19 protein-coding genes are annotated in these 16,730 nt (G+C 51.1%); 6 read left to right on the top strand and 13 right to left on the bottom strand.

Translation table 11 applies throughout. The features are described from left to right. Positions 1-61: 61 nt before the first annotated feature. The 7 genes from KQI79_RS10020 to KQI79_RS09990 all read right to left on the bottom strand — a co-directional run bounded on the left by KQI79_RS10020 (position 62) and on the right by KQI79_RS09990 (position 5,644). The gene (locus KQI79_RS10020; RefSeq protein WP_216538095.1) at positions 62-394 is read right to left on the bottom strand and encodes a spore coat protein; all 333 of its coding nucleotides are present in this window, start codon (positions 392-394) and stop codon (positions 62-64) included. Positions 395-415: 21 nt separating this feature from the next. Further along, the gene (locus KQI79_RS10015; RefSeq protein ID WP_230192747.1) at positions 416-658 is read right to left on the bottom strand and encodes a hypothetical protein; all 243 of its coding nucleotides are present in this window, start codon (positions 656-658) and stop codon (positions 416-418) included. A gap of 21 nt (positions 659-679) precedes the next feature. Further along, a complete protein-coding gene (locus KQI79_RS10010) occupies positions 680-1,684 on the bottom strand; it encodes a 2-hydroxyacid dehydrogenase (protein ID WP_230192746.1) in 1,005 nt (334 codons plus the stop codon). Between the two features lie 104 nt (positions 1,685-1,788). Then, positions 1,789-3,123 (bottom strand): ABC transporter substrate-binding protein, encoded by a 1,335-nt coding sequence (locus KQI79_RS10005; protein ID WP_216538094.1) that lies wholly within the window; start codon positions 3,121-3,123, stop codon positions 1,789-1,791. Further along, positions 3,120-4,658, bottom strand: coding sequence for an ABC transporter substrate-binding protein (locus KQI79_RS10000; protein ID WP_216538093.1), 1,539 nt, complete (start codon positions 4,656-4,658; stop codon positions 3,120-3,122). Before KQI79_RS10000 ends, KQI79_RS10005 begins: the two co-directional genes overlap by 4 nt. Further along, positions 4,655-5,182: a sigma-70 family RNA polymerase sigma factor gene (locus tag KQI79_RS09995; protein ID WP_253298061.1), complete on the bottom strand. Its 528-nt coding sequence runs from the start codon at positions 5,180-5,182 to the stop codon at positions 4,655-4,657. Before KQI79_RS09995 ends, KQI79_RS10000 begins: the two co-directional genes overlap by 4 nt. Before the next feature lie 159 nt (positions 5,183-5,341). After that, positions 5,342-5,644, bottom strand: coding sequence for a hypothetical protein (locus KQI79_RS09990; RefSeq protein WP_216538092.1), 303 nt, complete (start codon positions 5,642-5,644; stop codon positions 5,342-5,344). Positions 5,645-5,874: 230 nt separating this feature from the next. On the opposite strand from KQI79_RS09990, the gene KQI79_RS09985 reads away from it, so the two are divergent. The 3 genes from KQI79_RS09985 (at position 5,875) to KQI79_RS09975 (ending at position 7,336) form a co-directional block, all read left to right on the top strand. Next, on the top strand, positions 5,875-6,354 hold the full coding sequence (locus tag KQI79_RS09985; RefSeq protein ID WP_216538091.1) for a PCYCGC motif-containing (lipo)protein: 480 nt from the start codon (positions 5,875-5,877) through the stop codon (positions 6,352-6,354). A gap of 153 nt (positions 6,355-6,507) precedes the next feature. Beyond that, on the top strand, positions 6,508-6,960 hold the full coding sequence (locus KQI79_RS09980) for a DUF441 domain-containing protein (RefSeq protein ID WP_216538090.1): 453 nt from the start codon (positions 6,508-6,510) through the stop codon (positions 6,958-6,960). A 148-nt stretch (positions 6,961-7,108) separates the two neighbouring features. After that, on the top strand, positions 7,109-7,336 hold the full coding sequence (locus KQI79_RS09975) for a 3-dehydroquinate dehydratase (RefSeq protein WP_216538089.1): 228 nt from the start codon (positions 7,109-7,111) through the stop codon (positions 7,334-7,336). Between the two features lie 23 nt (positions 7,337-7,359). On the opposite strand, the gene KQI79_RS09970 is transcribed toward KQI79_RS09975, so the two are convergent. From KQI79_RS09970 to KQI79_RS09955, 4 genes are all read right to left on the bottom strand, one after another. Next, complete coding sequence (locus tag KQI79_RS09970; RefSeq protein WP_216538088.1) at positions 7,360-7,725, bottom strand: hypothetical protein; 366 nt, start codon at positions 7,723-7,725, stop codon at positions 7,360-7,362. Between the two features lie 48 nt (positions 7,726-7,773). After that, entirely contained in the window at positions 7,774-9,621 is a 1,848-nt protein-coding gene (gene abc-f / locus KQI79_RS09965; protein WP_216538087.1) for a ribosomal protection-like ABC-F family protein, read from the bottom strand. 314 nt (positions 9,622-9,935) lie between these two features. After that, a complete protein-coding gene (locus KQI79_RS09960; protein WP_216538086.1) occupies positions 9,936-11,048 on the bottom strand; it encodes a glycosyltransferase family 4 protein in 1,113 nt (370 codons plus the stop codon). A gap of 62 nt (positions 11,049-11,110) precedes the next feature. Further along, complete coding sequence (locus KQI79_RS09955) at positions 11,111-12,073, bottom strand: phosphotransferase (protein WP_216538085.1); 963 nt, start codon at positions 12,071-12,073, stop codon at positions 11,111-11,113. Positions 12,074-12,284: 211 nt separating this feature from the next. Between KQI79_RS09955 and KQI79_RS09950 the strand changes: the two genes are divergently transcribed. The 3 genes from KQI79_RS09950 (at position 12,285) to KQI79_RS09940 (ending at position 14,916) form a co-directional block, all read left to right on the top strand. Continuing rightward, entirely contained in the window at positions 12,285-13,118 is an 834-nt protein-coding gene (locus KQI79_RS09950; protein WP_216538084.1) for a 5'-methylthioadenosine/S-adenosylhomocysteine nucleosidase family protein, read from the top strand. After that, positions 13,111-14,097 (top strand): SPL family radical SAM protein, encoded by a 987-nt coding sequence (locus tag KQI79_RS09945; protein ID WP_216538083.1) that lies wholly within the window; start codon positions 13,111-13,113, stop codon positions 14,095-14,097. The genes KQI79_RS09950 and KQI79_RS09945 overlap by 8 nt, the downstream gene beginning before the upstream one ends. A gap of 105 nt (positions 14,098-14,202) precedes the next feature. Further along, on the top strand, positions 14,203-14,916 hold the full coding sequence (locus KQI79_RS09940; protein WP_216538082.1) for an SDR family oxidoreductase: 714 nt from the start codon (positions 14,203-14,205) through the stop codon (positions 14,914-14,916). An 86-nt stretch (positions 14,917-15,002) separates the two neighbouring features. On the opposite strand, the gene KQI79_RS09935 is transcribed toward KQI79_RS09940, so the two are convergent. Continuing rightward, positions 15,003-15,503 (bottom strand): HEAT repeat domain-containing protein, encoded by a 501-nt coding sequence (locus KQI79_RS09935; RefSeq protein WP_216538081.1) that lies wholly within the window; start codon positions 15,501-15,503, stop codon positions 15,003-15,005. A gap of 374 nt (positions 15,504-15,877) precedes the next feature. Further along, positions 15,878-16,711, bottom strand: a complete 834-nt coding sequence (gene dapF / locus KQI79_RS09930; protein WP_216538155.1) for a diaminopimelate epimerase — start codon at positions 16,709-16,711, stop codon at positions 15,878-15,880. Positions 16,712-16,730 lie beyond the last annotated feature (19 nt).

Genomic DNA, 16,730 nt, shown 5'->3' with positions numbered 1-16,730 from the left:
CGGCAATATAAAACCGCGCAAGCTTGCCGCATCGATCGCGGCTGCCTGCGCGGTTTGTCCGTTATGGCGTAAACGTCGGAAATTGGGTTTTATAATCGGTGAACTGCTTATGCGCCTGGGCAATTTCCTGTTGATCGGCGGCTTTCATTTTGTACCAGCCTTTTTGAAACATCATGTCGAACAACTGGAATTGACATGTATGCGTATCGTTCAATATTCCTTGCACCGCTTCATGCAGCTTCGGATTCTGCATTTCATTCAACCCTACGCTATAGCCCGAACATAAATATTTTTCCTGTGCCAACAAATCGTTGATCAAATCGCGGTCATTCATTTCCGGGCCTTTTACTTGCGGAAGTTGGCCGGATTGGGGCATTGCAATTTGCGTCGCCATTTGAGTCTCTCCTTTGTCTTCTTATTGTAAATGCGCGAGCAGCGTGTCGTAATGCTGCTGATGCTTCTGGCCGGCTTGCATCATGAGCGTCTTCATTTGCGGATCGGTGCAGCGATTTGCATTGTCATTGCATTTTTTCATCGCGAGCAGCTCCCAAGATAAGAAGTCTTTCAAATAAAGCAATTCCTTCTCCGACAATTGGTTTCGATTGGGCGTCATTTGGGGCTGATTTTGCCCGGACTGCTGAGTTTGCAACGTTGTCATTCCTCCCGTAATCGTAATCAATTATAAATTGCCCATTTGCGCGCGTTTTAGCCAAACATCTTCATTGATTAAACTCGGCGGCTTCGTCCCTTGAATGCCGCAGAGCAAGTTTTGGGCAGCCAATTTTTGCATTTCCAATCGTGTGTCGTAGGTAGCCGAACCGATATGGGGCAGTGTAACGGCATGATCCATCTCGAGCAGCGGATGCGGAGGCCCGAGCGGCTCTTTTTCGTAGACGTCCAGGCCGGCCGCAGCGATGCGCCCGCTTTCCAATGCGCGAACGAGCGCATGCTCGTCCACGTTTTTCCCTCGGGAACCGTTGACGAATACCGCCGTTTTTTTCATCAGATCAAATTCCTTCTCGCCGATCAAGACTCCCGCTTCCGGCGAGTAAGGCGCCATAAGGCAAACAAAGTCCGATTGACCGAGCAATTCGGGCATCGAAGTATAAACTGCGCCGATTTCCGCCTCGACCGCTTCGTTGCGCGAACGGTTATAATAGAGCACCGGCATGCGAAATCCGAGTTTCGCCCTTCTGGCGACGGCCGCGCCGATCCGCCCCATTCCGATGATTCCGAGCGTTTTCCCGTAAACGTCCAGTCCGAACCGTTCCTTGCCGATCGATTTGTTCCAGTTGCCTTCCTTCACATACCGGTCCAGCTCCGGTATTCTGCGCGCGGCGGCAAGCATGAGACCGAATATTAGATCCGCCGTAGTCTCCGTGAGCACATCGGGAGTATTGGTAGCCATAACGCCATGCGCGGTCATATCTACAATATTCAAATTTTCATATCCTACGCTAATATTGCTGACAACGCGAAGATTGGGCGCTTCGCGCAGCAAGGCGGCGTCAACCGGAAAGCCCGAGCCGATGATGCCTTCGATTTGCGGCAGGCATGCCGCCAATTGTTGCCCAAAATCGGGAGCGGCCCGCCGCAACGACACGATGTCGCAAACTTCGGCTATCGATTGATAGACAGGCGGCTCCAATTTGCTGATGACGAGCACTTGCGGTTTTCGTTTCACGATAGAACACTCCTAACCGTATCTCATGGATATAATAAAACCCACATACATGGTATGTGGGAAAATTATAACATATTATCGGACTAACCGGCGCCGAGAGCAGTTCATTTTGCGGCTTCTTTCTCGATCCACGCTTCGTCCAGACGCTTTTGCCCTTCCGACTGCAAATATTTCAACGCCTCCTCGACGGTCTTCTTGCCTTGGACGACTTCCGCAATTTGTTCGTTCAATAGATCGTCGAACAGGAACACGATGCCTTGGTAAGTTGGCAATTCGAAATCGCCCGTCTGCAATTTGTAGAACGGATCCAAATTCAGATCGTCCTGCACTCTGCCGTCGATCCGTGTGGTAAGCGTATGGCCGATTTTCGAATGCACGCGCGCATATTCCTCGCTCATGAAATAACGGATCACTTCCCATGCCGTTTCCTTGTTCTCGCTTTGTTCGGCGATGGCAAGCACCGGATATACGTCGTAATCGGTCGCCCGCGTCGGATTGGCCGGATCGATCGGCTCCGTCACGATTCCCCATTCGAATGTTTTCCCGTTCAATCTCCCGATCAGCGAAGTGCCGTCTACCGTCATGGCGGCTTTGCCCTCGGCAAACAAATCCATCTGCGCAATATGCTCGGGACCGTAAACCGTAACATCCCCTTTCTTATCGCCCTGGACCATTTGCGGCTGGAAATCGCCGCGTTTCAATGCGTCGATCACCAATTGAAAGATTTGCCGCCACGATTCCGTGTCGATCGTTACTTGCTTCTGATCGGCGCTAAGATACGACAGACGATGAGTATATGCGATGCGGCGAACCAAATCGTAAGGCGTCTGCAGGAACATTTCATGATAACCGAAGAACACATCGTCATTCGTTTTGCGTGCGGAGAACCGCTCCGCCGTACGAATGACTTCTTCCCAAGTCATACCGTCATGCGGGTATTCAACGCCGTATTCGTCGAACAAACTTTTATTGTAAAATAATGCTTTCGTGTTGAATTCCGGATTGAGTCCGTACAGCTTGCCTTGATCGTTCGTTCTGAGCCACTCGATCGCCAGCGGATGAAGCACGGCATCCTTCAAGTCCCTCTCCGCAAGCGGCGTCATATCGTAGAGCATCTCCTGCTGCACGAGATACGGGTATTGGAAGGCCGACAGAAACAACAGGTCGGGCTTCTGCTCGCGCACAATGCTTGCCAGCGCTTCGTTCGAGTTCACGACGCCCGCGCCGTATATGCCTTCCGTCGGCACGATCTCGATCTTTACGTTTGGAAATTTCGCTTCGAAATAATCGCCATAGCTATTGTAGAAATATTCTTCTTTCTGGAAAGCGATTTTCAGCGTCTTTTTCTCCTGCGGCGCCGGCTGTTTCGAACCGCAACCGGCCACTAAAATCGAAATGGCCAATAAAAAGATCCAACCGATCAACCCATATCTTCTCATGGCTCAGTCACCTCCGTTTTACCGGTTCTCGGGTCGGCGATCAGCAGCTTCTTTCCTTGCTCTATCGCCGCCGCGATCGCTTCTTCCACCGTTTTTTCCCCTTTTGAGGCTCTTTGAGCTTCCTTGGCGGCCGTTTCGTATAACGTACGGTACCAAGTTTTCGCGGATTCCGCATCGGTAAATCGGGCGACATCGGGTTCCAACGAGAAGAAAGCGTCCAAATAATCCGACATTTCTTCTCGCATCACATCTTTGCGTGCAAATAGCGGTTCACGGGCGGAATCTTTGGCGGATCTGCCCGTCATGTTCTCCTCGCTGTTAATATACTTCACCAATTCCCAAGCGGCGCGGGTCTGATCGGACTTGGCATTCACCGCGTAGATCGTGTCGAACGAGAAAGACGTCGCGCGGTTGCGATTTTGCGGATCGACCGGTTCCGTAACGACTCCCCAACGGAATGACGGCAGACCGGCTTCCCGGGCGCCAAATTTCATGTCGCTGATCAGGCTGAATGAACTATTCGACATGGCCGCATGGCCCATTAGAAACGGATTGGATTTGATGTAATCTTTCATCATAATCGTTCCGTTCGGCCGCGGCGGAGCGTCGTATATATACCCGTCCTGCATCCCTTTCACTACGGCGCGCCAAATGCCCGTCCATGATTCGCTATCCATAACGACGGCCGTTCCTTCGCGATTCGTCATGGACAGCCCTTGCGTATTTCCGATCTCGCTGATCAGATCGAAAGGCGACGGGTACGAGCCGTAGCTGTAGCCGTACACTCTGTCTTCCCCTTCACCCTCGGCGGGAAACCGCGCGGCAAGCTGCAGCACTTCATCCCAACTCATGCGATCCGTCGGATAATCGATTTCGTACCGGTCGAATAAATCTTTGTTGTAAAACAGCCCCTTTGCGTAAACTTGCGGCGCCAATCCGTACAAGCTCCCGTCCCCCAATTGCCGCAGCAGACGGATGGCGTTCTCATGGAACGATTCGAGCGGAAACTGTTCCTGCTTGATGACGTCGTCTAGCTTATATAGATTTCCATCCAGCGCCAACTCGCGATACAAGTTCGGACTTAGCGCGAGCACATCCGGCTGTTCGCGATCCAGCCATTCGATGAAATCCGGGCCGGACAAGCCTACGGGGGCAGAGACAACGCGGATGTTCGTATTCGGAAACTTGATCATAAACGCCCGGCCGAAATTGCTCATAAACGTATTTTCATGAAAATACATCACTTTAAGCGAAATTTCCTTCTCAAGATCCATTTCCTGCAGCGCTTTCTTGTCGGAAGACGAGAACATCGCCGTCACAAAATCGGTTACCTTCTCTTTCTGGAATATACCGATTGCGATGCAAAGCATGAGTACCGATATGCCGGCAACCATGAACGGCTTATGCCATGTTTTTTTCTTTCGTTCCATTCCTGCACGCTCCTCGATTTGTTTCATTAATTTTTGAGAAAACCCGCCATGATTCAGAGGCAAAGTGGAAAGCTTCTTTTCCCAATCCGGACCTATCCGATTCATAACAACATCCCTCCCATCGTTCCCGGCTCCGCTTGCTCCATCATTTTTGAAACTTTGGCCCTTGCCCGGAACAGCCTCGATTTGACCGTTCCCTCCGACAATTGCAAGAGCGCCGCGATTTCCCCGATCGACAGCTGATGATGCGCATACAGAACCAGCACTTCGCGCAACTTGAGCGGAAGCTTCAATACGATTTCCCATAACGCTTTCGTTTCCGTATCCGCCAGAACTTCGGCTTCGGCGGACGGATGATTTCCGAAACCGAGCAGTTTCTCCGTTAAAGTCACTTTCTTCTTCCAGGCCGAGCGCCAATAATCGCGTACCGTGTTCCGAACGATGCTCAAAATCCACGTCTTTATACTTGATCCCCCGCGGTACGTATGTATCTTTTCGTATACTTTCAGAAACGTATCCTGGGAAATGTCGTCGGACAAGTCGGCCTGTTTCGTCAGAAAAAACGCATAGTTCCACACATCATTGCCGTAATCGACCATTAAATCGTGCAATACCGCATTTTTATCCATTCCATATGTCATCGTTTTTAAGAAGTCAAAATCCACTTTTATTCACCTCATCACTCATTGGACGAATCAAACCGCGAAAGGTTCCCTTTAACACACAAAAAAACCGAAAATACCCTATACGGATATTTCGGTTTTCTCGATGTCGATATTTACGAGCGATTACAGTTGCGGATCTTTCGGCATGAAGTTGGATATGATGGATCTGAGATGCGGGTCTTGAGGGGCGTCGGTTTCTTGCCCCATATCGAATTTCGTGACTCGAATCGAATACCGCTCGGAAGGCGAAACAGGCTTAAATGTATATTTATCCTCATTATCAATACTCACATTCAAATCCATCGCTCTGAACATCTCCACCAGTTGCGCGATGCTCGGTTTGCTTCCTTTATCGACATCCACCAGCCCTCTTAGCGAGCTTGGCTTCCCATTGCGCACGAGTTCAAAATGAACGATGCATTCCATGGTTGAACAACTCCTAACTATAGTTTGTCGTAATATTATAATCGTTTCTGCGGTGCGACGCTATGATATTTGTCACATCGCCGGGCAAGTTCCTTGCCGTTTCATATTTGAACATCCGATGAACTTTCAGGGACAAACTACCAATTTCCGCCGGAACATGCTTAAATATTAATGGGATCTTATCTTTTGCATCATTCTAGAAAAGGCTTCAATATTCATTGGAGGAGGTTATGATGAAACGGATCTTTCTCACAATAGCAAGCTTGGCAAGCGCGGTGCTTCTGCTCGCCGCATGTTCGGCCAAACAAGAAAGCAATGTGCATCATTTGCCGAACGGCGATTTGCAGGAGACGACGGCATCCGTCGCCGTGGCGCCCGAGTTTCTGAACGGGCAGCCCGAAGTCGTTCAACAAGCATACCGGTATGCCGCCGAGAACGAAGAGTTGCTGCAATGGATTCCTTGTTATTGCGGCTGCGGACAAAGCGCCGGGCATCGGAATAATTTGAATTGCTTCGTTAAAGAAATACAAGAAGACGGCGCTGTCGTATGGGACGATCATGGAACGCGCTGCAACGTTTGCATCGAAATCGCCGCCACCTCGGCCCAAATGCAATATGAAGGCAAGACGGCGCAAGAAATTCGCGATTATGTCGATGAAACGTACAAGTCGGGTTATGCGGAGCCGACTCCGACACCTATGCCTTCTTAATCTTCGATTGCCGGCGGAAACGGCGGCGCATCCACAACGCCTGTCGATCTTGAATCGATGCGCGTTGTTTTTTATGATTGAATCTCATAATTCCTTATTTTCGCGCAATATTAATGAACATATACGTTGAACGTGTTAAAGGAGAATACCGACATGCAAAACATCGACATGCCATCCCTGCTTTTATTGATTTTGGCCGCTTTAGGCTTAATGAGCAGCAACGCCACGTTTTCCATTGCGATGGTCGTATTGCTGCTGCTTCGCTTAACTCATTTGCATCAAATGTTTCCCTGGATCGAAAAATACGGACTGACTGTCGGAATCGTTATATTGACAATCGGCGTCATGTCCCCCATCGCCAGCGAAAAAATTTCGCTGCAAACGATGCTCCAATCGTTTATGCATTGGAAATCGCTGCTGGCGATCGCCGTCGGGGTACTTGTCGCTTATTTGGGAGGGCGAGGGGTTACGCTGATGGGAAATCAGCCTACCGTCGTTGCCGGATTAATGATCGGCACCGTCATCGGCGTCGCTTTCTTGCGCGGCGTTCCCGTCGGCCCCCTCATTGCCGCCGGAATATTATCGCTCTTGATCGGCAAAATGTAATGAATGAAGCATCGCTGAAAAATTTGAACATTTTGCAACAATTCTATCGATTCTATTAAATTTTTAGATTTTTTTTCGTATTTTTTAAGATCCTTTTAATCTTTGGGCCGTATTATATGCTTAAAGGGAATATTGGAGGTGCTCTAAGGTGAAAACTTACATCACATTTCAAAACAAATTGATCCCGGTATTTTACACAACAATCGATAAAAAAACGTTGATCTCTCTTAAAGAAACGTTAGAGAGAAAATTCGTCAAAGGCAAAAAATTGGTGAAAAAATGTCTCGATTCGTTAATAAGCATTGAAATCGTCGGCTGTGAGGCGATTTTGCACACCAAGCACGAAGGAGATACGCTAGCGTTGTCATTGAGATAAGAAGCCGCTGCCGGCTTCTTTTCTCATGATTGGGGATATTCTTTATGCTTCCGACCGCCGTCCGGCATCAGATCGCTTCCGAGCGAATTGTCGTAACGGCGAGACGGCCTGCTTCGTTTTTTTTCTTCCTTCTTCGGTTTCTCCTGCTGATTCATAAATTGAACGTATGCGAGACTTTCCATTAACGTGTTGCCGCGAAGCGCCTTTCCGCTCGCCGCGTTTGCATCCGCGGAACCTGCAGCCCCCTGTTGTGCGGGAGTATGCATGCCCGTTCTTTTCATGTCGCGCAAACGCTCCTCCAACTGTTTCATCTCGTCCGTCCAATCCGTTTTTTTCGGACCCGAGAGCGTCAATTGTTCCGGATGTACCGGTTTAATAGGGCCATTCATCGTATCACCGCCCGTTCGATATGCATTCCATTAGTACATTCAATATTGCTAAGCATTATACGCCGTATTTTTCAACATTTCAATCCGTTCCTTCAACGATCTTGCCTCTTGTATCCACTTGAAACGATCTTCAGCCTCTTCTCCCGGATCGAAGCTCATGATTTGCGCAAGCCGGAGCTCCAACATTCTCAGTTCATTGTCCCGCTCCATCGCCCCCGGCGTTCTGTCCGCCACACCCCGCGCCGCATATTCCTTGTACGTACCCGGATAGTGCTCCACTTCACCCTCTTCCAACGCTACAATCCGATTCGCGAGCCTGTCCAGCAAATAGCGGTCATGCGAAACGACGACGATCACGCCGGGATATTCGCTGAACGCTTGTTCCATCTTCTCGCGCGTCTCAATATCCAAATAATTGGTCGGCTCGTCGAGTACCAGCAAATTAGCGTCGCTGAAATAAAGTTTTAAGAACGCGACTCTGCATTGCTCGCCCATGCTGAGATCTTCGATCCGCTTGAATACGTCGTCTCGCGAAAACAGAAAGCAGCCCAATATCGTGCGCGCGAACGTTTGCGTCATATTCGGCAGCCGCAGCAAACTGTCCAGTATACTGTCCCCGCGATCCAAGTTTTCAATTTCTTGCGAGAAGTAGCCGATTTTCAGCTGCGGATGATGAGCGATGACTCCGCTGCCGCCTCGCAATTGGCCGGTCATTAGCTTGAGCAGCGTCGATTTGCCAGCCCCGTTCGGACCGATGACGGCGATCCGGTCGCCGCGGTTGACGGAAAGGTTCAATTCCTCGAAGATCGGATGGCCGTCGTAACCGAATGTCACCTGTTCCATGCGCAGCAGCGTCTGCGCCTCGAATTCCCCTCCGCCCAGCTGCACTTTCAGTTGATCCGCCTTGCGCGGCATTTGAACGCTCTGCTCCTCCAATTTGGCGAGCGCCGTTTCTTTCGCTTTAAAGCGGGATACGTTTTTTTTCGCCTTGGAACGGTAGAAATCGTTCTGGCCCGCAGCTTTATGCGCTTTATCGAACCATTGCTGGTACCGGCGTATGCATTCAAGCAGCTCTTGTCTCATCTGCTCCTGCTTCTTGTACAACGCTTCTTGCGTTCGCAGCTCCACATCTTTTTGCCGCTTATAATCCGAGTACCCTCCCGTATATCTTTTGCTGCCTTGAGGCGTCAATTCGTAGATCGCGTGCGCCGTTCGATCCAGAAAGTAACGGTCGTGGGACACGAATAAGATCGCGCCGGGATAGGAACGAACCCATTCCTCCAACCAGGCGAGCGTCTCGCGATCCAGATGGTTCGTCGGCTCGTCCAGCACCAGAAATTTCGGCTCGGCGACGGCGATGCGGACGATTTGCGCCTTCGTCTTCTGACCGCCGCTTAACTGTGCAAAAGGCGTATTCCACACTTCGGGATCGAGCTTCAACGTGTGCAGATACCGTTCCACCTTTGTTTCCCAGTCGTATCCGTTCAATCTTTGATACGTTTCGAACGCGGCATCGTATCGTTCGAGCAATTGCGACATTTCCTCTTGATCTTGCGCCACGTTTCCGTTCAACCGGTTTTGAATCTTCTCCAATTCGTTCTTGGCCTTTACGTATTCCGGCGATCCGGCTTGGACGAACTCGATTGCCGTCATGCGCTCGTCGACGGCAGCATGCTGATCCAGGCATCCCCATTCGGAACTCGGCAGAAAGCGTTGAATCGCTCCCCTATCCGGTTGCAGCGCACCTGCGATCATTTGCAGCAGCGTCGTTTTGCCGACCCCGTTTTTGCCGAACAATGCGATATGCTCCCCCGCTTTGATCTCTATATTTACATGCTCAAAGACGGTCTTCCCGTCCCATTCTTTGGCAACATCCATTACTTTGCATATCATCATGCAAATCACCCCGCATTTTTGTTGTCATGCAAAAAAGCCGCAGGACCATGCCTGCGGCTGAGTATACGAACAAAATATGCGCTTATATCAAAGACAACCGTTCGTTCCGGCAACAGAAAACGGTTCAGGTCGATCAGTCTTTGAAAAAGTACATACGGATTCCGTTCGCTCCACCGCAGGCAGAGCCCCAATTGACTGAAACATCAAATTGGCAGACGAAATTCGCATGATTACACCATCGGACCGATAAAAACCTCCGTTTCTCATTGTTATAGCCATTATAAGACGACTTTAGCGGCCAAATCAAGTCTCTTCTATCGGCCGGTCACCCGATAGAACAATTCGGCGTACCTGTCGCTTATATTGGTCCAACTGTATTGCTTCGCCGTTTTTTTGGCATTTTCGGCCTTGACCGCCGTTTCATCGGGATATTTCCACATTTTGCGGATGCCCGCGGCGATAGAACGGGGCGTCGCGCTTGCAATGATCGTCGCGTTGCCGCGGTTGACGAAGCTGCTCAGCCCGCCGTTGCGGGTCGCTACGAGCGGAACGCCGCTTGCCATCGCCTCCAATGCCACCAGTCCGAACGACTCTTTACGGCTCGGCACGATGACCGCCTGATAGGAAGAATACAAGCGCTGAACTTTTTCATGCTTCAGCTTCCCGATCCAACGTACGTTTTGGTTGATTTTCGAGCGAAGTGCCGTTTGTTTCAATTTCTTCGTAAAGGTTGCCGAACCTCTGCCGACAATATCGAGCTTCACCTTCGGCTTCGATTTTTTCAATAAGCCGACCGCTTGCAGCAATTCGTTAATCCCTTTGGTTGCCGTCAATCTCCCCACAAACAGCAGCCGGCCTTTCTTTTTGCTCCCCGAGCCTGTCGTCGATTCCCTGAACGGAACGCCGTTCCTAATCACTTGAATATGCTTCACATATGGACAATGCGCATGTATTTGCCGCTTTTGCCATGCGCTCGGCACCGTGACGACATCGGCAAAGCGAAACAAGTCGACTTGCCGTGGAGATACTCTATTTTTACCGAATATATTGCGCCGCAAAGCCAACGAATGACAAGTATACACGAACGGAATGCCGTATTTGCGCTTGAAATACAGCGCCATATCGACACATTGCAAACTGTGGGTATGGATGAGATCGGGCAGGTTATACCCGTTCGTCCTCAGCCATTTGGCGATAGGCGCAGGCTTGAAATTGCCCGCCGCATCGAAATATTGGAGTGTAAGCGGAAACCGGACGACGCGCGGCGCGCCTTTTCTCGCAACGACTTTCTTTTTTGTTTTGCTGGCCAATACGGTCACATGAATTCCCTCTTTTTGCGCCAATGCTTTGGATAAATGGGTGGCAACGGTTCCTAGCCCGCCGATCGTTTTATTTTCATATTCGTTCGTGAGCACCCATATATTCATCCGGAACTTTCCTTTCCGAGATAATCGTCCAGCTTCGGCAACAGGTTCAGAATGGTTCGCTCCTATGAAAGAACAAGCCGTAATTCCCGCAGCTTTTTCAACTTCTTGGCATACGGCAATTTATCGTATTTTCCCAATATTCTGCTAACCCGATGCGGATGGGCGAGCCATACTTTCAACAAATCGATATCGTCCCGATTCAGTTTCGACACCGATTGATAACCGTCCAATATCGCCTTCACAATGGGATAGCGAAAACCGTGATCTTTTGCGGAATTGTAAACGACGCGGAACAGGTCGTAGGCGCGCAAATCGTGGCGCAGCGTCTCGAAATCGATCAGGTACGATTCGCCTCCCGTAAGAATAATGTTGGTGGGACCGCCGTCGCCATGGCAGAGAGAGCCTTGCTCCCGCGCGTTCCGGCACGCTCTCCGATAACCGCTGTTCTTCATCAACCTTATCGCATCCCGCGACCGCTTAATCAAAGCCGCCCCATGTTTCCGCAGCAGCGGATCCAGGGCGGTGCCGTGTCCGTTCGTTTTGGCGATCCGCACTTTTCTTAACAGAACATTGTGGCGCTGGCGGAACAAGGCCGGCCATTTCCCGATCATATTCCGCGAGCCGCTGCCTGTAATGGCGATTTCTTTGCCGGCGAGATGAAATTCGGCCAATATTTTGCCCGATTCCTTCATGTCCCCGATCGATTTCGGGGAAGGCCATACTCCCTTGATCCAGGGCATCAGCAGAAACGGCACGCCGTTGGGAGACCGTCTTATATATAGCGGTTTGCCTCCGGACCGGTTCCGGTCGCGCCATGCGATGCGGGAAAAGCCGTGTTGTCTCAGTTTCGCAAGCGTCCGGTCGATCCATTTGAGCTGCGACGGAGCGTACCGCATCCGTTTCAAACAATACGTTTTGCCGTCTGGCGTGACGATCCGGTATACGCTGTAATACACTTTTTTTATTTCTTTCGCTTCTATGCCGAATTTGCGCGCAAGCTGCTTCACTTTCAGATTCGATTTCATGTGCATCGATCACTCCCCAGTACAACCTCTTGGCGGGCATGAACCCGTACTTATTCCAACATATGTACGAAAGACGCGATTGGTAACAAGGATCGGAAGTTGCGTCCGATTCGAGGCTGCAACCCAGCTGTCGGCATGTGAAGCGCGGGGCTGCAATATGGTACAATAGAAGGGCAAGGAGGTAATTTATGGGTACAGGCAGGTGACCGCAATGATTTACATCGCAGTCGCGCTCTATTGCGAAGCGAAGCCGATCATCGAATATTATCAATTGAAAAAATTGTACGCCGAGCATCCTTGGCAGCAGTTCGCGGCAGGCGATATCCGTCTCATCGTAACCGGCACGGGACCGATGCAGGCGGCGATCGGCGTCGCATCCTTGTTAAGCCGGGTGAACCGAAACAAGCGGGATTTGCTGATCAACGTCGGCATCGCCGGAACCGCCGCCATGCGCTTGCAGGTCGGCCGGGCCGTGCTATGTCATAAAATCGTATCCCGCGATACGTCGCATGTCTATTATCCGGACGTTCTTATCCGTCACCGGTTTGACGAAGGGGTACTGGAAACATTCTCGCGCCCGGTAACGGCTGCGGACAGGCAATTCGTCCAAGGAGAGCTTGTCGATATGGAGGCCGCCGGTTGTCTTGAAGCCGCCAAAATGTTTCTTGCGCCGCATCAGACGGCGGTTGTGAAAATCGTGTCCGATGCGCTCGAGAGCTCTGTTCTTTCCCCGGAAAGAGTAAGCGGTCTCATTGCGGAACGGATACCGGACATCGATCATTTTATTTCATCTTACCGGCAGGCGTTCTCGATCCGCCAGGACGTATTGGACGAGACGGACGAGAAATGGATCGAGGCGGTCCGCAGCGAGCTTCGATTGTCCGAAACGATGGCCGGCCAATTGAAACAGATGGCGGTGCAATACAAGATCCGTACGGGACAACCGCTTGACGCCCTTCGTTACGATGCGGGACAAGCCGCCGAATCCAAGCAGGAAGGAAAGATGCGTTTTGCACAATTGCGACAACAGCTTCTTTATGAGTAATTACACCCATATTTACATCGAAAAAGCCGCAAAACCGTATGCATTGACGGATGTCGTTACGAGCAAGTTCCCGCATGCGACAATCGTGGAAATCGACGATTATATGGAAGTGTTCGCGCGTGGCAGACAAAACTTTTCCGTGCAGAAACATGCGCCCAAACTGATTGTGGCCGTCAAAAAAAGACCGTTTCTGTACCCCGGCTCCGAAGTGACGCATCATTTCGGCCATCTTCATTTTTATTACGCTTCCTCGGCCCTAAACTGCTTGTACAATTGCGAATATTGTTTTTTGCAGGGAATGTTTCCTTCCGGCAACGCCGTATTGTTCGTCAATCAAGACGATTATTTCGCCGAAGTGCGGAGAACGCTGGACGGGCATCCGCTCTATCTCAGCATTTCGTACGAGAGCGATTTGCTGGCGTTCGAGCCGATTGTACCGCTCGCTTCGCGCTGGATCGCTTTCGCGGCCGAAACGGACGGATTGACGCTGGAACTTCGCACGAAGAGCGCCAATTTCGCGCCGCTTCGCGGCTTGACCCCGTCAAACCGAACCGTGCTCGCATGGACCTTATCGCCCGATGAAGTCGTCAAGCGCCACGAACCGGGTACGCCGTCGCTCCAAGCGCGCTTGGCATGCGCCCGCAAAGCGGCTGAGGCCGGATGGCCCGTCCGCATTTGCTTCGATCCCGTGCTGCATATCGATAACTGGCGGCAGCATTACCGGGATTGTATCCGGCGTACGTTCAGCGAAATTCCGCTCGCTCGCATCCGCGATGTCAGCATCGGCGTGTTCCGCATCCCGAAAGATTATTTGAAAAGAATGCGCAAGCATCGTAGCGAATCCGTCATCGCACATTATCCTTATGAAAATCGCAACGGGATCCTTACTTATCCCGACGAGACGACCCGCAAGCTGACGGAATTCGTATATGAAAGCGTTGCCGAATATATGCCCGAGGAGAAAATTTTCACTACATAAAGCGCGAACGCGCTTCACAGAACTTGGCGAATGCTTACGAAGCTAGTTTTGTTGCGAAGGATTTCGGAGAAGCAGCGCTTCACAAAACTTTTAGGAGGAACTGACATGAACTTAGCGGTCGTTACCGGGGCGTCTTCCGGGATCGGACTTGCGATAGCCCGCATGTTGATCGATATGGATTATTTCGTGTACGGACTGTCGCGGAATCCGGACAAAGCCGGATTGCCGCATGAGCGGTACATTCCGTATCGCTGCGATTTGCGCGATATTGACGAAATCATGCGCGCGGCCGAGCATATTCAAGCTTTCGCCCGCGAGGGCGGACATCGGCTCGGCGTCCTTGTGAACAATGCGGGACTCGCTTATTTCGCGCCGCACGAGCAAATCGGCCCGCGGCAAATCGCCGAAATGATCGCCGTCAACTTGCAGGCGCCGCTTATTTTGACGCAGCAGCTTCTGCGCCGCATCAAACAGGACAAAGGCACAATTATTCAGATATCATCCGTCACGGCGAAAAAATCGAGTACGCACGGCTGCGCTTACGCCGCGACAAAAGCCGGATTGTCGCATTTCAGCCTCAGCCTGTTCGATGAAATCCGCAAAACGGGAGCGCGCGTCGTCTCGCTTCATCCGGATATGACGCAAACTCCTTTCTACGATCGTCTCGATTTTCGGGAAGGAGAGGAGCCGGACAGTTACATTACGCCGGAATGCGTAGCCGATGCCGTCAGGACGGTGCTTACGCTGCGGGAAGGTTCCGTCATTACCGACTTGACGATTCGCCCGCAGCGCCATCAAATCAGGCGCAAACCGCGATAAGCCAAAGAAAGCGGCGGCAACCTCGATCGGTCCGCCGCCGGCTTTGTCTTTCCTCATCATCTCATCCTTTCCGCTCGTTATCGTATTTACGCCATCTCCAATGTCAGCAATTCTCTTTGAGCGCTTTTACGAAAAACAGGATCCGTCAAAAGTTGCGATAGCACTTCCACGCCGAATTCGCTGTTTTTCACAGTGGAAATCACTTTAAAAGCATTCCATCGGATATCAGCATCTTCCCCCCTGTTCAATAGAAGTTGAGCGGCCGCTTCAAGCGCCGGACGGAATGTCGTGAACTTCGCCATCGCTTGAACGGCTTCGTTGCGAAGGTCGCTGTTCTCATCCGATTTGATGCATTGGATCAGTGCGCCGCATGTTTCCTTCACATGACGGTCGGGCAGCGACGCGCCGGATATGATCGCAAGCGCCTTTCTTCTTACCCGCCCGTCGTATGCGCGATTCGTAAAGACATTGCATAGAAAAGGCCATTTCTTCTCATCGCACACTTGCTCGATCTTGATAAGAATTTGAATTTTCTCCTCATCATTACTGCCTTGAAATTGCTGGATTAACTCGAAAATCGAATTCAAATGTAATCCTCCCTCACCACGATGTGCGATTTGCCAGCTATCACATTCATTCTTCATTACATCCGCCGCGCCCGAAGACCGCTTCCCACGTTCGGACCCGGCGCTTTCGCGAAAAACAACGCGCTTCCTTTCAAAAAACGGGACTAATTTACCTGTTATTCCGAACCATGATTCGACATGGGCGCGTTGTTGCTTTTCCGCGGTACAACAAAAAAAACAGCTATCAAAATTGTAGTTCACGAAAGCTCTCATGTAAATTCTTTTATGAGAAAACAGGAAAAAAGGCCCACTCCGAATTCCCCTTGGCGATGCAGCCAAATAGGCGGCCGAAAAAAAACGATCGGACGCCGAAGATCCAATCGTTTCGCATGACGTTATAGATATAATTCCCCATCGGTTACGATTTCGGCGGGCCCTTTCATGAACACGCGACCGTCGTTTTCCCATATAATTTCTAGGTCTCCGCCAAGCAGATGCACCGTTACCGGCTTGCCTCGATCCAGTTCGCCGTTCAGCACGCCGGCGACGACGGCGGCGCACGCCCCCGTTCCGCATGCTTGCGTAATGCCCGATCCCCGCTCCCATACGCGAAAAATGATTTCCCGCCGGTTTACCACCTGAATGAATTCGACATTGGTTCGTTCGGGAAATAGAGGCGCATGCTCGATTTGCGGACCGATCTCCGCTACCGGCGCCGCGTCCGCATCGGGAACGAACAGTACCGCATGGGGATTACCCATCGATACCGCGGTAATACGGTATTGCCGTCCGTTCACCGCGATCGCCTCGTCGATAGCCGGTTGTTCCGGATCGCCCAGCATCGGCAAGTCGCCTTTCAACAAACGCGGAGCTCCCATGTCGACCGTAACTTGACGAACGCGGCACGCATCGTCGGCGTCGATATTGACTTCAACGTTCCCGCCGAGCGTCTCGATCGTAAAACGAGTCCGCTCCGTCATCTTCCGTTCGAATACATATTTCGCGACACACCGCAGCCCGTTGCCGCAATTTTTCCCTTCCGAACCGTCGATATTGAAAATCCGCATGCGGAAATCGGCGACTTCGGACGGACCGATGACGATCATACCGTCCGAACCGATGCCGGTATTGACGTTGGAAACGCGCATCGCCAGCGGCGACAGGGAAGCCTCGTCAAGAGCTTCCTCAAATCCGTTAATATAAATATAACTGTTGCCCAAACCATGCATTTTCGTATATTTCACCGGA

The organism is Paenibacillus sp. MSJ-34 (assembly GCF_018918005.1).
Taxonomy (GTDB): domain Bacteria; phylum Bacillota; class Bacilli; order Paenibacillales; family Paenibacillaceae; genus MSJ-34.
This window is presented reverse-complemented; position numbering and strand designations above follow the sequence as displayed.